This window comes from Sulfitobacter dubius (assembly GCF_900113435.1).
GTDB classification, from domain to species: Bacteria; Pseudomonadota; Alphaproteobacteria; order Rhodobacterales; family Rhodobacteraceae; genus Sulfitobacter; species Sulfitobacter dubius.
In genome coordinates this window covers 1-13,686 of sequence record NZ_FOPG01000004.1, presented here as the reverse complement: position 1 = coordinate 13,686, position 13,686 = coordinate 1, and the positions used below count along the sequence as shown (strand labels likewise).

At 59.8% G+C, this 13,686-nt stretch carries 12 protein-coding genes and 1 pseudogene; all 13 read right to left on the bottom strand.

Going from position 1 to position 13,686, the window contains the following annotated elements; genetic code table 11:
- Positions 1-16 precede the first annotated feature (16 nt).
- A complete protein-coding gene (gene xylA, locus BM229_RS15985) occupies positions 17-1,312 on the bottom strand; it encodes a xylose isomerase (protein WP_093928650.1) in 1,296 nt (431 codons plus the stop codon).
- Entirely contained in the window at positions 1,309-2,367 is a 1,059-nt protein-coding gene (locus tag BM229_RS15980; RefSeq protein WP_093928649.1) for a LacI family DNA-binding transcriptional regulator, read from the bottom strand. The genes xylA and BM229_RS15980 overlap by 4 nt, the downstream gene beginning before the upstream one ends.
- Positions 2,368-2,553: 186 nt before the next feature.
- Entirely contained in the window at positions 2,554-3,561 is a 1,008-nt protein-coding gene (locus BM229_RS15975; RefSeq protein WP_093928648.1) for an oligopeptide/dipeptide ABC transporter ATP-binding protein, read from the bottom strand.
- A complete protein-coding gene (locus BM229_RS15970; protein WP_093928647.1) occupies positions 3,558-4,526 on the bottom strand; it encodes an oligopeptide/dipeptide ABC transporter ATP-binding protein in 969 nt (322 codons plus the stop codon). The genes BM229_RS15975 and BM229_RS15970 overlap by 4 nt, the downstream gene beginning before the upstream one ends.
- A complete protein-coding gene (locus BM229_RS15965; protein ID WP_093928646.1) occupies positions 4,526-5,440 on the bottom strand; it encodes an ABC transporter permease subunit in 915 nt (304 codons plus the stop codon). The genes BM229_RS15970 and BM229_RS15965 overlap by 1 nt, the downstream gene beginning before the upstream one ends.
- Before the next feature lies 1 nt (position 5,441).
- Positions 5,442-6,359 (bottom strand): oligopeptide ABC transporter permease OppB, encoded by a 918-nt coding sequence (gene oppB / locus BM229_RS15960; RefSeq protein ID WP_093928645.1) that lies wholly within the window; start codon positions 6,357-6,359, stop codon positions 5,442-5,444.
- A gap of 94 nt (positions 6,360-6,453) precedes the next feature.
- Positions 6,454-8,070, bottom strand: coding sequence for a peptide ABC transporter substrate-binding protein (locus BM229_RS15955; protein ID WP_093928644.1), 1,617 nt, complete (start codon positions 8,068-8,070; stop codon positions 6,454-6,456).
- A 159-nt stretch (positions 8,071-8,229) separates the two neighbouring features.
- Entirely contained in the window at positions 8,230-9,021 is a 792-nt protein-coding gene (locus tag BM229_RS15950) for an ATP-binding cassette domain-containing protein (RefSeq protein WP_093928643.1), read from the bottom strand.
- The gene (locus BM229_RS15945; protein WP_093928642.1) at positions 9,021-9,890 is read right to left on the bottom strand and encodes an ABC transporter ATP-binding protein; all 870 of its coding nucleotides are present in this window, start codon (positions 9,888-9,890) and stop codon (positions 9,021-9,023) included. The genes BM229_RS15950 and BM229_RS15945 overlap by 1 nt, the downstream gene beginning before the upstream one ends.
- Entirely contained in the window at positions 9,887-10,738 is an 852-nt protein-coding gene (locus BM229_RS15940; protein WP_093928641.1) for an ABC transporter permease, read from the bottom strand. The genes BM229_RS15945 and BM229_RS15940 overlap by 4 nt, the downstream gene beginning before the upstream one ends.
- Positions 10,731-11,741 (bottom strand): ABC transporter permease, encoded by a 1,011-nt coding sequence (locus tag BM229_RS15935; protein WP_167360280.1) that lies wholly within the window; start codon positions 11,739-11,741, stop codon positions 10,731-10,733. The genes BM229_RS15940 and BM229_RS15935 overlap by 8 nt, the downstream gene beginning before the upstream one ends.
- A gap of 61 nt (positions 11,742-11,802) precedes the next feature.
- Positions 11,803-13,329 carry an ABC transporter substrate-binding protein gene (locus BM229_RS15930; protein WP_093928639.1) on the bottom strand — a complete coding sequence of 509 codons (1,527 nt, stop codon included), beginning with the start codon at positions 13,327-13,329 and terminating at the stop codon, positions 11,803-11,805.
- Between the two features lie 42 nt (positions 13,330-13,371).
- A pseudogene (locus BM229_RS15925) lies at positions 13,372-13,686 on the bottom strand (NAD(P)/FAD-dependent oxidoreductase); the annotation flags it as partial.

Here is a 13,686-nt window from a genome sequence, read left to right as displayed (position 1 = left end):
CCTCCCTTTCCCCGGCTCAAACGAACCGGTTCACGATATTCTCTAGAATTTCCTGCCGGCCCGAGCGGGGCTGCGGATTGATGCCGTCTTTGGCAACCTGCGCCGCGATGCTGGCCAGATCACCCTCCAGCATCGCCTTGGCGTCGGGGCTCTCCCACCCCGCGTAGCGTTCATCGCGCATGGCCTCGAGCGTGCCATCCTCCAACATCGCGACGGCGGCTTTGAAGCCCCGCGCGCAGACATCCATCGCGCCTGCATGGGCCGCGACCAGATCGACCGGGTCAAGCGATTGCCGCCGCAGCTTGGCGTCGAAATTGGTGCCGCCGGTAGTGAAACCGCCCGCTTTCAGCACCTCGTAATAGGCCAGCGCGACCTCGGGGACGTTGTTGGGGAACTGGTCGGTGTCCCAGCCCGACTGGTAGTCATTGCGGTTCATGTCGATGGAGCCGAAAATGCCCAGAGAGGACGCCAGCGCCAATTCATGTTCGAACGAATGGCCCGCAAGGATCGCGTGGCCTTGTTCGATATTCATCTGAACCTCGCTCTCAAGCCCGAACTCCTTAAGGAAACCGTAAACGGTGGCGACGTCGAAATCATACTGGTGTTTGGTCGGCTCTTGCGGCTTCGGCTCCACCAGAATGGCGCCTTTGAAGCCGATCTTGTGTTTGTACTCCACCGCCATCTGCAAGAACCGCCCGGCCTGCTGGCGTTCGCGTTTCAGGTCGGTGTTCAGCAGGGTTTCATAGCCCTCGCGCCCGCCCCAAAGCACATAGTTCTGGCCGTCCAGCTTGTGGGTCGCATCCATGCAGGCTTTGACCGTGGCGGCGGACCAAGCGAAAATCTCCGGGTCGGGGTTTGTGGCCGCGCCCGACATGAAGCGGCGGTGACCAAAGAGGTTCGCCGTGCCCCAAAGCAGCTTGGTCTTGGAGCTTTCCATCTTGGTGCCGAGGTAGTCGATGATCTCTTCGAAATTACGCAGGCTCTCGGCGAATGTATCGCCTTCGGGGCGGATATCGGCATCGTGCCAGCAGAAAAAAGGCGCGTTCAAAAGGTCGAACATCTCAAACGCCACATCGGCCTTGAGGCGTGCCATGTCCATCGTCTCGCCAAACCACGGGCGGTCGAATGTCTGGCCGCCGAAGGGATCGCCGCCGGGCCACGCAAAGGAATGCCAATAGGCCACGGCAAAACGCAGGTGGTCTTCCATCCGCTTGCCCATAAACACTTCGTCGGGGTTGTAGTGGCGAAAGCCCAGATCAGACCCGTCTGGATCATAGGAAAGTGGCTTAATATCTTTGAAGAAATCACTCATGTGTCTTGGGCTTTCATCTTATCGGTCAATGTGTCGGCGGGCAGATTGTCCCGCACATAAACTGTCGGAACGAGGTCCGGCATCGGTGGCAAATCTTTCGCGTCAATCAGGGCGCGCAGGACGGTAAAGGCGCGGTTGATTTCAACGTCTGGGCGCTGGTCAATGACCAGGTCAATCTGTCGCGCCATCAGTGCTTGGCGGGAATGGGCGACAAGTTCATGCACCACACAAAAGGGGCGTGTTCCCTGATCGCCATCAAGCGCTGCGATTAGGCCACTGTTACCCGCGCCGACGTTATAAATCGCTGTCAGCCCTTGCTGGCTTAGCACCTTTTGCATCTGCGCTTGAAGGACCTGCGCTTCGTCCTTGGTCATGATCGGATCAAGCACCGTAATCTGCGGGAAATCGGCGCTGAGCACTTCGCGAAAACCAGCAAGGCGCTCTGCGTGGTCGCGCGCGTTGAGCGAACCTGCAAAAGTTTGCACCTTCCCACCCTGCCCGCCGTGGGCAAGGCCTACCATCCGGCCAGCGGTGCGCCCGGCGGCGATGTTGTCGATGCCGATATAGGCCGCGCGGGCGGCGTGTGGCAGGTCGGAGACAAGGCCCACCACGGCCACCCCTTTGGCGCGCAATTCGGCCAAAGGCGCCTCGAGCGCAGCGCTTTGCAGCCCGACGATGGCAACACCGTCGAAATCGCGCTCAAGCAGGGCCAAGATACTGTCTTGCAGCCCTTCTACCGCGAAGGCTGCAACCTCGATCACCTCGGCGGTCACACGCTCGCTGGCCTGATGGGCGGCGGCGTGGTCGATGTGCTGGCGGATACGGTTGAAGAAAGCGTTGGAACCGCGGGGGATCAAAAATGCGAGCCGGTAGATGCGACCCCGCGACAGGTTGGCCGCCGCAACATTGCGCACATAGCCAAGAGAGGTGACCGCTTCGCGCACCTTAGCGATGGACTTCTCAGCCACATTGCCGCGATTATTGATCACCCGGTCTGCGGTGGCATAGCTCACCCCGGCAGCACGTGCGACATCGCTCAGCGTTGGACTTGTCATGATCCCTCCCCCATCGCGCCAACCCTCCCAAGCGGCGCGTCTTGACCCTATCTATGAGGATATTTTGATATACGTCAATCATTTTTGATAGACGTATATCATTTTCTTAGGATGAGAAGTCGCTGCCCGATTGCAAGAGTGTGGGTAGCACGTTGTTATAAAGGGGTTTAAATCAACAGAAGGGCGTTAGTTCCCTGCTGTCATTTCTTTTTCCCGCATCGGGCCGGGATGGATGCAAGCCACCTGATGCTCATCGCTGCCCGCCTCTGGTATCACCTCGGCGCAATCTGCCTGTGCGCGGGGGCAGCGGCCACGAAAGACACAGCCCGAAGGCGGGTTCATCGGTGACGGCATATCGCCAGTCATCGGCACGATCTTTTTGGCGCGTTCAGCCACCGGATCGGGGATCGGCACGGCGGACAGCAAGGCCTGCGTATAGGGGTGCTGCGGATTGTCGTAGAGTTCCGCCTTGGGGGCCTTTTCCATGATTCGTCCGAGATAGAGCACCATGACCTCGTCCGAAATGTTCTTCACCACGCTGAGGTCATGGGCGATAAAGATCATCGCCAGCCCCAGATCGCGCTGCAACTCTTTGAGCAGTTCAATCACCTGCGCCTGAATCGATACATCAAGGGCTGAAACCGGCTCGTCGCAGATCAGGAGTTTTGGCTCAACGATCAGAGCACGGGCGATGCCGATACGCTGACACTGCCCGCCCGAGAATTCATGCGGGTAGCGATTGATCATTTGCGGCAGCAGGCCCACACGCTCCATCATCTGTGCCACGCGGGCGCGGCGCTCCTTCGCCGAAACGTCTGGCCGGTGGGTCCGAAGCGGTTCTGCGATGATCTGCCCCAGCGTCATGCGCGGGTTGAGAGAGGCGAGCGGGTCTTGGAACACCATCTGAATCTCAGAGCGGTAGGGCTTCATCTGCCGTGGGCTCAGCGACAACAAATCGGTCTCTCCGCGCCAGTTCACCTGCCCCGTCGCCGGGACCATTTGGATCAAACCCCGCGCGAGGGTGGATTTACCACAGCCGGATTCACCGACCACGCCAAGCGTCTTGCCGGGCTCCAGATCAAAGCTCACCCCGTTGACCGCGTGCAGATAGCGCGGTTTCGTCCAAGGCATGTCGCCAGCGCGGGTGATGGGGAAACGAACGTGCAGATCGCACACTGAGAGAAGCGGGCTCATGCGGTGACCTCCGCAATCGGGCGGTGGCAGGCACGGGCGCGGCCTGCGGCAAAAGGCGCAAGGGGTGGCATCACGCGGCAATCTTCGCCTGCGTAGGTGCAGCGTGGGCGGAACGGGCAGCCTTGGGGCGGCGCGGCCATGTTCGGCGGGTTGCCGGGGATCGCCTTCATGGTGGCGTCTTCGTCATCGACCCGCGGCACGGCGGCCAGCAGGCCACGAGTGTAGGGATGCGTCGGCTCGGCAAAGAGCGGCTCGGTCGGGCCTTGCTCCATCACGCGACCACCGTACATCACCAGCACCCGCTCGCAGAATCCAGCAACGACGCCAAGGTCATGGGTAATAAGGATCGTGGCCATGCCGAAATCCTGTTGCAAATCGCCCAAAAGGTCCATGATCTGCGCCTGCACAGTCACATCAAGCGCGGTGGTCGGCTCATCCGCGATCAGCAGGTCGGGCTTGCACAGCAGCGACATGGCGATCATTACCCGCTGGCGCATCCCGCCGGAAAACTCATGGGGGAAGAGGCGGATGCGTTCCTTGGCAGCCGGGATCTTCACCGCGTCGAGCATCCGTACCGATTCAGCCAATGCTGCGCGTTTGGACAGGCCGTGGTGCAGGGTAAGCACCTCGGTCATCTGGTCCGCGATGCGCATGTAAGGATTGAGCGAAGTCATCGGATCTTGAAAGATCATCGCAATCCGCTCAGCCCTGATCTTGTTCAAAACTTTCGGCTTCGCGCCCAAAATCTCCTGCCCGTCAAAGCGCACCGACCCGCCCGTGCGCCCATTTGGCGCGAGCAGCCCCATGATCGAGAAGGCGGTCTGGCTCTTGCCCGAGCCGCTTTCGCCGACAATGCCGAGGGTCTCGCCTCGGTTGATCGAGAGCGACAGGTCGTTGACCGCGTGAACGGGGCCGTCGTCGCCCTCGAAAGTGACTTTGAGCTTGTCGATTTCCAGCAGAGACATCAGCGATCCTTGGGGTCGAGGGCGTCACGCAATCCGTCGCCGATGAAGAACAGGCCAAAGAGCGTGAGACAAAAGAACAGCAGCGGAAAACCCAACTGCCAAGTGGTGCCATAGGCGATGGTGCCCGCCCCTTCGGAGATCAGCGCCCCCAGCGAGGTCAACGGTTCCTGAATGCCAAGCCCGAGAAAAGAGATGAAGCTTTCCGTCAGGATCATCAGCGGGACCAGCAGCGTGGCGTAAACCGCGATCACGCCCAAGAGGTTGGGCACGATATGGCGCAGGATGATGACCGGGGCCGAAACGCCGGTGGCGCGGGCAGCTTCGACAAACTCGCGGCCCTTGATGGTCAGGGTCTGGCCCCGCACGATGCGGGCCATCTCCATCCATGAAATCAGCCCGACACCGGCGAAGAGGATGGTGATCGAGCGGCCATACATCACCAAGAGCAGGATCAGCACGAACATATAGGGTACGGCCATGAAGATATCGACAAGCCGCATCATGATGCTGTCGGTGCGCCCGCCGAAATAGCCCGCCACCGCGCCGTAGAGCGTGCCGACGACGCAGGCGATCAACGCGCCGACGAGGCCCACGGCGAGGCTGATCTGGGTGCCCTGCACGGTGCGCGCAAAGAGGTCGCGGCCCAAATCGTCGGTGCCGAAGTAATGGCCACTCTCGAAGGACGGTCCGCCCAGTTCGACGATCTGGCCCATGACGTTGTAGTCGAGTTCCTCGTTCGACCATTGCGCGAGGCTGTTGCCAAAAAGTGCGAAGGCCACGACGAAGCCGAGGATCACCAGACCCATCAGCGCCGCCTTGTTGCGGAAGAACCGCCGCCGCGCGTCGGCCCAAGGGGAACGCCCCTTGCCCGCAAGCTCGCTGGCTTCGACCCGTTGTTCGGATGTCATCACCATGTCAGTACCGGATCTTGGGGTCGATCCATCCGTAGAGGATATCGACCACGAGGTTAAAGAAGATGGTCAGCGCGCCGACGAGGATCGTCACCCCCATCATCACCGCGTAGTCGCGGTTCAGCGCAGAATCGACAAAGGCTTTGCCGATGCCACCTGTCGAAAAATAGATGTCGACCACGACGGAGCCCGTGATCATCGCCACGAAAGCGGGCCCCAGATAGGAAATCACTGGCAGCATCGCGGGTTTCAGCGCATGGCGCAGGATCACCCGGCGCTCGGGCAGGCCCTTGGCGCGGGCGGTGCGGATGTGGTTCGAGGTCAGCACCTCCAACATCGACGAGCGCGTGATCCGCGCGATGGAGGCCATGAAAGACGTCGACAGCGCGATCACCGGCATGATCCAATATTCCGGCCCCTGCCAGCCACCACCGGGCAACCAGCCGAGCCAGAGCGTGAAGACCAGCACGAGGATCGGTGCCATGACGAAGTTCGGCAGCACCTGCGCCCCGATGGAAACCCCAACCGCGACATAATCGAGCAGCGAGTTGTGCCGCACGGCGGCGGCCACGCCAAGGCCAACGCCAACAATCACCGCCACGGCAAAGGACAACAGCCCATAGGTCAGTGTGATCGGGAAACCTTGGGCAATGATCTCATTCACGGAACGGTCTTTGTAGACAAAGCTTGGCCCGAAATCGAAGTCAGAGACGATGCCCCAGACATAACTGCCGATCTGCTTCCACAACGGATCATCCAACCCGTATTTCGCATTGAGGTTCGCCAGCACCTGCGGCGGCAGTTCCCGCTCGGATGTGAACGGCCCGCCGGGGGCGGAATGCATCAGCAGGAAGGAAATCACGATCAACACCAAAAGTGTCGGGATCGCAATCGCAAGGCGCTTGAGAATGTAACTGAGCAAGAGGCGTGCGCTCCGGATACGGGGGGTTGTGGGGGTGTAGAATAGAATCGGGCAGCCCGTGCCTTAACCGCCGGGCTGCCCGAATGTCGAGAGGTTACTCCGCGGTACGATAGAGGTCTTTGCCGTACCACGTGTTGTTTACGTTGTTCTCTGGCAGACCTTCGATGTCTTCCGCGATCATGTCGACGTTGGCGTAGTGGTAGATCGGGATGATCGGCATTTCCTCGGCCAAGATCTTCTCGGCCTCTTGATAAAGCGGCTGCGGATCCTCGGCGGTTTTGCTGTCCTTCATGAGCTTGTCATAGGCATCATTATAGAACTCGCCGTTGTTGTGACCCGAGTAGGAGGTCAGCAGATCAAGGTAAGTCGAGGCCTCGTTGTAGTCCCCGCACCACGCATAGCGCGCCATATCGTAGTCTTGGTTCTGCATCCGGTCGGTGTGGACCTTCCACTCGTAGTTATCCAGCGTGAGGTTCACGCCGATCTGCTTGAGCATCTGCGAGGCCGCGATGGCGATCTTTTTGTGATCTTCCGACGTGTTATATTGCAGCGTCAGATCAAGTGGGTTGTCGGGGCCATAGCCTGCTTCGGCCAGCAATTCCTTAGCCTTTTCCACACGCTGCGCCTGATCCATGTTGTCGGCCCAATCCAACTCGGGACGCTCAAAATCAGCAATCGCCCAGTGGGTCCAGTTGTAGGACGGCTTCTGCCCGCCTTGCAGGATACGTTCCACGATGATGTCGCGGTCGATGGCATAAGCCAAGGCTTTGCGCACATTGACGTTTTTCAACGCCTCCGGTCCCTTCTCACCCACGTTCAGCATGTAGATGTAGGAGCAGTTATAAGGGGTTGAGACCGCCTGTTCGGGGTATTCTTTCTTCAGACGCGGGTACTGCCCGGCGGGGATATCCACGCGGTCCAGCTCACCGGCAAGATAGCGGGTCAGCGCTTGGTTCACGTCATTGATCGTGAGCGCGGTGATCGTTTCCATCACGACGTTGTCGGCATCCCAATAGGTGTCGTTCTTCTCCATCACGACACGTTCGCCCAACTGATGCTCGACCAGTTTATAAGCGCCGTTGCCGACGAGCGTGCCCGCATCGGTCCAGTCATCGCCATGCTCTTCGACAGCACTTTGCAGCACGGGGAAGGTTGAGCCATGCACCAACATTTGCGGGAAATAGGGCAGCGGCGTGGTGATCTTGACCTCAAGAGTGTGATCGTCGACCGCGCGGATCCCCAGCTCTTCGGGGGATGTGTCGCCTGCGATGATCTCAGGCGCGTTTTCGACCTGCATCAGCTCCATGTACCAGGCGTATTCCGACGCGGTCGCCGGGTCAGCCAGACGACGCCAAGAATAGACGAAGTCGTTGGCGGTGACCGGCTCATCGTTCGACCACTTGGCATCCTTGCGCAGGTTGAACGTATAGGTCTTGCCGTCTTCCGAGACCTCATGGTCGAGCGCGACCCCGGGGACCAGCTCCCCGTTGCCGTCTTCGTTGTAGAGCCCCTCAAAGAGGTTGCGCAGCACGTCAGAACCTTCGACGTCGGTGTTGATTTGCGGGTCCATCGACTTGATCGCGTCGAGCAGCCAGAAGGTGTAGTTTTGATCTTCGGCAAGGTTCACGCCCTCAGGCACATCGGCGGCCTGCGCCTGAAAGGCAAGGCCGAGCGCCAGTGCAGAGGATGCAAGTGTGGTGCGAAATTTCATGGTGACTCTCCGTTGTTTGGAAGTTCGTGTTCTGATTGAAAAGTAATCAATCGAAAACAGAGAGTACATGCAAGACGTTGCCTCGCGTAAGCCAAAGACGGCGGCATAGCGCCGAGCAAGAAACTCGGCCCCAGCCTTTTCGTCAATGATTTCTACATGTCAGGCCCAGACTTGATCCGGGTCAGGCAACGGAATCGCATCTAGCAGCGTGCGGGTGTATTCCGCCTGTGGCGCGGCAAAGAGGTCTGCGGTTTGCGCCTGCTCCACAATCTCCCCCTGATAGAGCACGATGATCTGATCACAAAGCCGCCGGATCACCGACATATCATGGCTGATAAAGGCCAAGGTCAGCCCCAATTCGCGCACCAGTTCCTGCAAGAGGTTCAGCACCTGCGCTTGAGAGGACACATCAAGCCCTGAGACGATCTCATCCGCGAGGATAAATTCGGGCCTAAGCGCAATGGCGCGCGCAATGCCGACCCGCTGGCGCTGCCCGCCTGAGAGTTCATGGGGATAGCGATTGGCGAAACTGCGCGGCAGCCCCACCATGTCCAGCGCCTCGGTCACTTTGGCGGGAATGCCGTCATGCCCCTGCACCCGCAGCGGACCGGCGATGATGCCCCCCACCTGCCGACGCGGGTTGAGCGAGGACATCGGGTCTTGAAAGATCATCTGCATCTGCGCACGCATCGGGCGCAAGGCGTCCTCCTCCAAATGGGTAATGTCGCGCCCATTGAAGGTGATGCTGCCGCCCGTCGGCTCCAACAGCCGCAGCATGGTGCGGCCCAATGTGGATTTGCCCGAACCCGAACCACCGACGATGCCGAGCACAGCACCTTTCGACACATCGAAGCTGAGCCCGCGCAGGATTTCGATCCGTGGGGCCGCGCCGAACAGCGGTTTGCGGGTCATGTCTGGGAAAGACAGTCGCAGGTCTCTTACTTGGTACATCAAAGGCCCGCCCTCCGGTCATGGTCCGTCACTTCGCGCTCGACCTGATCGATCACCGATTGCGGCACCGGGGTCAGCGACCCTTCGGGGTCTTTGTAACTTGGTGTCGCCGCCAAGAGTGCCGCCGAATAGGGATGTATAGGATGCATGAAAAACCGCCGCATCTGCGCCTCTTCCACGACCTTGCCCGCATAAAGCACGCTGAGCGTGTCGCAGACCTTGGACACGACGCCAAGGTCGTGGGTCACGAACAAAAGCGCCGTCCCATGGCGCGTCTGCATGTCGGCTATCAGTCGCAGGATCTGCTTTTGCACCGTCACATCGAGCGCCGTCGTCGGTTCATCTGCGATGATAAGTTTCGGCTCGGCAGCAAAGGCGGCAGCAATCAGGATGCGCTGGCGCATACCGCCCGACAGCTCATGCGGGTAGCTGCGCATCACGCGCGCCGGGTCGGGGATCTGGACCTCAGCCAACAGCTCCAGTGCACGGGCTTCAGCATCGGCGCGGGACCAGCCGAGGATATCCACCAGCCGCCGGGTGATCTGCGGCCCGATGCGCCGGGCGGGGTTGAGTGCGGTCAGCGGGTCTTGTGGGATCAGCGCCGCCGATGCGCCGATACGGCGGCGACGTTCAGCCGGGCGCAGGGTTTGCAGATCGACCCCATCAAGCCAGATCTCGCCCCGCGTCACCGCAAGCGCACGCGGCAGAGTGCCCAGCACCGCCTTGCCGATCATCGACTTGCCCGCGCCGCTTTCGCCTACCAGCCCATGCACCTGCCCCGCCGACACGCTGAGCGAGACATTGCGCAGGATCGGCGCGCCGCCTTTCAGCGTAACGCAGAGGTTGCGGATTTCCAGAAAGGCATTCATCGCAGCACCGGATCAAAGCGGTCTTTCAACCCTTCGCCTAGTTGAGAGAAGCTGAGCACCGTCAGAAACAATGTGATCAGCGGAAAGACCAGCACCCACCACGCCTGATGGACCGAGGTGCGCCCTTCAGAGATCATGCCCCCCCACGTGGGGCTATCGGTCGAGATCGACAGGTTCACGAAGCTCAGGATCGCTTCGACGATCACGGCAATCCCCATCTCTAGCGTCAGCAGCGCAATGATCGTGGGCAGCACATTCGGCAAGATCTCGGTTAGCATCGTTCCCATCCGTTTGCGCCCCGCCACTTGGGCAGAGGCGACATAATCCATCGCGCCTTGGGTCATCGCTTCGGCCCGGATCACGCGGGCAAAACGGGTCCAGTCGATCACCACGATGGCGATGATGATAGAAGTAAGGCCGGTGCCCAGAACCGCGATCAGCAGAATGGCAAACAGCACCGGCGGGAAGGCCATCCAGATGTCGACAAAGCGGCTGATGATCCGATCCGGCCAGCCGCGATAGTAGCCCGCGATCAACCCCAACGCCGTGCCGATCACGCAGGTTAGCGTGCCCGCCACCAGCGCCACAATCAGCGCCAGACGCGCGCCGTGGATGATACGGCTCAGCACATCGCGGCCCAGCGAATCCGACCCCAGCCAATAGCCCGGCTCGGCCCCTGCCTCCCAAAATGGCGGCAGGCGTGACGTGAAGAGATCCTGCGCCAGCGGATCCTGCGGGGCGATCCACGGTGCGAGCAAAGCGGCCAGCACCAGCAGGATCAGCCACCCGCCCGACAGCCAAAGCCGCAGCCCGATGGGGCGTTTTACATCACCTCTCGCATCACGCATGGCGCAACCTTGGGTTCAACACCACATAGAGCATATCGACAGCTAGGTTCACGAGGGTGAAAATCAGCGCGAACAAGATCACGATCCCTTGGATCAACGGCAGGTCGCGGTTGATCACAGCGTCGATGGCCATATTGCCCAAACCTTCGTAGCTGAACAGCCGCTCGATGATGACAGTGCCGCCGATCAGAAAGGTGAACTGCACGCCCACCAGCGTGAGCGTTGGCAAGATCGCATTGGGCAACGCGTCCCGGGTAATGACATGGTGTTCGCCATAGCCATGGGTGCGCGACAGGGTAACGTAATCAAGATGCATGGTTTCTTTCAGGCTTTGCTTGAGCAGCTGCGCAATGATCGCCGACAGCGGGATTGCTAGCGCCAGCGCGGGCATGAACATATGGCCGATCAGATCGCCCAACACGTCAAAACGCAGCCGCAGCAGGGCTTCGAAAAGGTAAAAGTTGGTGGTGAAATCAATGTCGAGCGCGGGGGAAATGCGTCCCGAGATATGAAACACCGGCCAAAGCACGCCAAAGAGCAGGATCAACACCAACCCCCAAAGGAAATCCGGGATCGACAGGGCCATGCCAGTTGAGACATCAATGGCACCCTCCTTGCGGGTATTGCGCCAGCGCGTGCCTGTCAGCGCCATGGTGCCGCCGATCACCACCGCAATCAGCAAGGCGACGATGCTTAGCTCCAGCGTTGCGGGCAGACGGTTTAATACTAACGAACTGACCGGCTGGCGCAGCGAGATCGATGTGCCGAAGTCACCCTGAACCACCCCACGCAGCCAGATCATGAACTGTTCAAAGATCGACTTATCAAACCCATATTGCGCCTGAAGCCGGGCGATATCGGCCTCTGTCGCGCCGGGGGGGAGCATCATGGCGATGGGGTTGCCCGGCACGACACGGATCACCACAAAGATGATCACGGCCACACCAAAGAGCGTGATGGCGGTGCTAAGAAGCCGCATCAATATATTACGCAATAGGGTCATTTTACCTCTGAAGGTTGGGGTGACGGGGCGACAAACGCCGCCCCGTCAAATCCGGCTTGCGTTAGGCGCGCGTCATCAGATGCGGCAGCAGCGCGCCTGAACGGTGCGGCACCACATTGACGCCCGAGACATGCAGGATCGGCTGGACATATTGCAGCAGCGGGATCACCTCAGCGTTCTCGGCGATATGACGGTCAACGGCTTTCCAACCTTCGATGCGCTTGGCCTCGTCCTTCTCGCCCCAAAGCGGCAGGATCATGTTGAAGGTTTCTTCCCCGTCCCAGACCGAATGCGGCGAGGGGCCGAACATGGCAAAGCCGGTCGAGGTCGTCGGATCGCCCACCGAATTGCCCCAGTTGTAGAAGGCCGCCGGTGCCAGCGTATCCGCCGCGCGCAACTCGTAGTGTTTGGCGATCTCATAGACCTCGATCTCGGCCTCGATCCCGACCTTGCGCCAAAGCCCGACGATGGCCTGCACCATCTCGTAATCCTTAGGCTTGAAGCCCTTAGTGGTCTGGATTTTGAACTTCACTGGATTATCGACGCTATAGCCCGACTCTGCCAATAGTTCTTTCGCCTTTTCCATGTCATGACCGACGGTGATGGTCTCATCATAGGCGGCATAGTCTGGGGTCTGCATCGTGTCGATTGCCACGCCGTAGCCCGACAGCAGCCGTTCGATGATAAGACCCTTGTCGATCGCCAGCGCTGCGGCTTTACGCACGTTCGGGTCTGTCATCACATCGATGTCGTTAAGAAAGATCATCCCGATGTCGGAAATCGGCTCGGCCACGCCTTCGATACCGTCTTTGGCTTTCAGGCGGTCGAACTCTTCGTATGGCACTTCGAGCGTGACATGGCTGTTGCCCGATTCAATCTCCGCCACGCGAGAGGCCGCGTCGGTCACGAATTTGATCGTCACACTTTTGAATGCGGGTGCGCCGCCCCAGTAATTCTCGTTCGCTTTCAACCGCACGAAAGCGTTGCGTTCAAACTTCTCGACCATATAGGGGCCGGTGCCAATGGGCGCGGCCTCAAACCCGTCTGCGCCGACTTCCTCGTAGTACTTCTTGGGCAGCACATAGCCGGTAAGAAATGACATCCACTTAAAGAACGTCGGCTCATATTCCTTAACATCCGCCGTGACACGGTTGCCCTCGGCGGTGATGTTTTCGACCTTGCCCCAGATAAATTGGATCGGGTTGCCTGTCTCGGCATTCGCGGCACGTTCAAGCGACCATGCAATATCTTCGGCGGTGAAAGGATCGCCGTTGTGCCATGTCACCCCGTCGCGGACCTCCATCCAAATTTTGGTCTGATCGTCATTCCAACCGTAGTCGGTGATCAAGCCTTGGCCGAAGGACAGGTCAGGGTTCTGCGGGATATAGAGATCAAAGATCGACTGATAGAACCCTTGGATTGTTGGGTTCACCGCCGAAGGACCCACTGTCGGATCCCAACTGGGCAGGTTGACGTTATAGGCGATGACCAATTCATCGATTTCTTGGGCAAAGCTGGGCAGGCCGACAGTGGCAAAGGTTGCCGCCGCGGCGCTGGTCTTGAGTAGGCTACGTCTGGATAGTTTCATTATCTTTCTCTCCCTGAGAAATGGTTATTTTGGTTTTTATTGTTATTTTCCGGCGAGTTTTTGGGCGAGCAAGGTGCCGGGCCCTGCCCCTGTGCCACCTCCGGGCCAAACAGCGGCACCGGTGTGGTAAAGCCCTCTGATCGGCGTGCTGCCATCGGCAAAGCCGCGGGCGGGGCGGTTCAGGAAATGCTGGTGCAGGTGGTGGCTGCCGCAGACCTGATCGCCGCCAATGAGGTTGGGGTTGTCGGCTTCCAGCATCGCGGGTGTCACCACATGGCGGTCGAGGATACGGGCGCGGGTGCCGGGGGCGTAGCGTTCTAGCAGATCAAGCGCGCGCTCAGCCATCGGCGTGGCGGC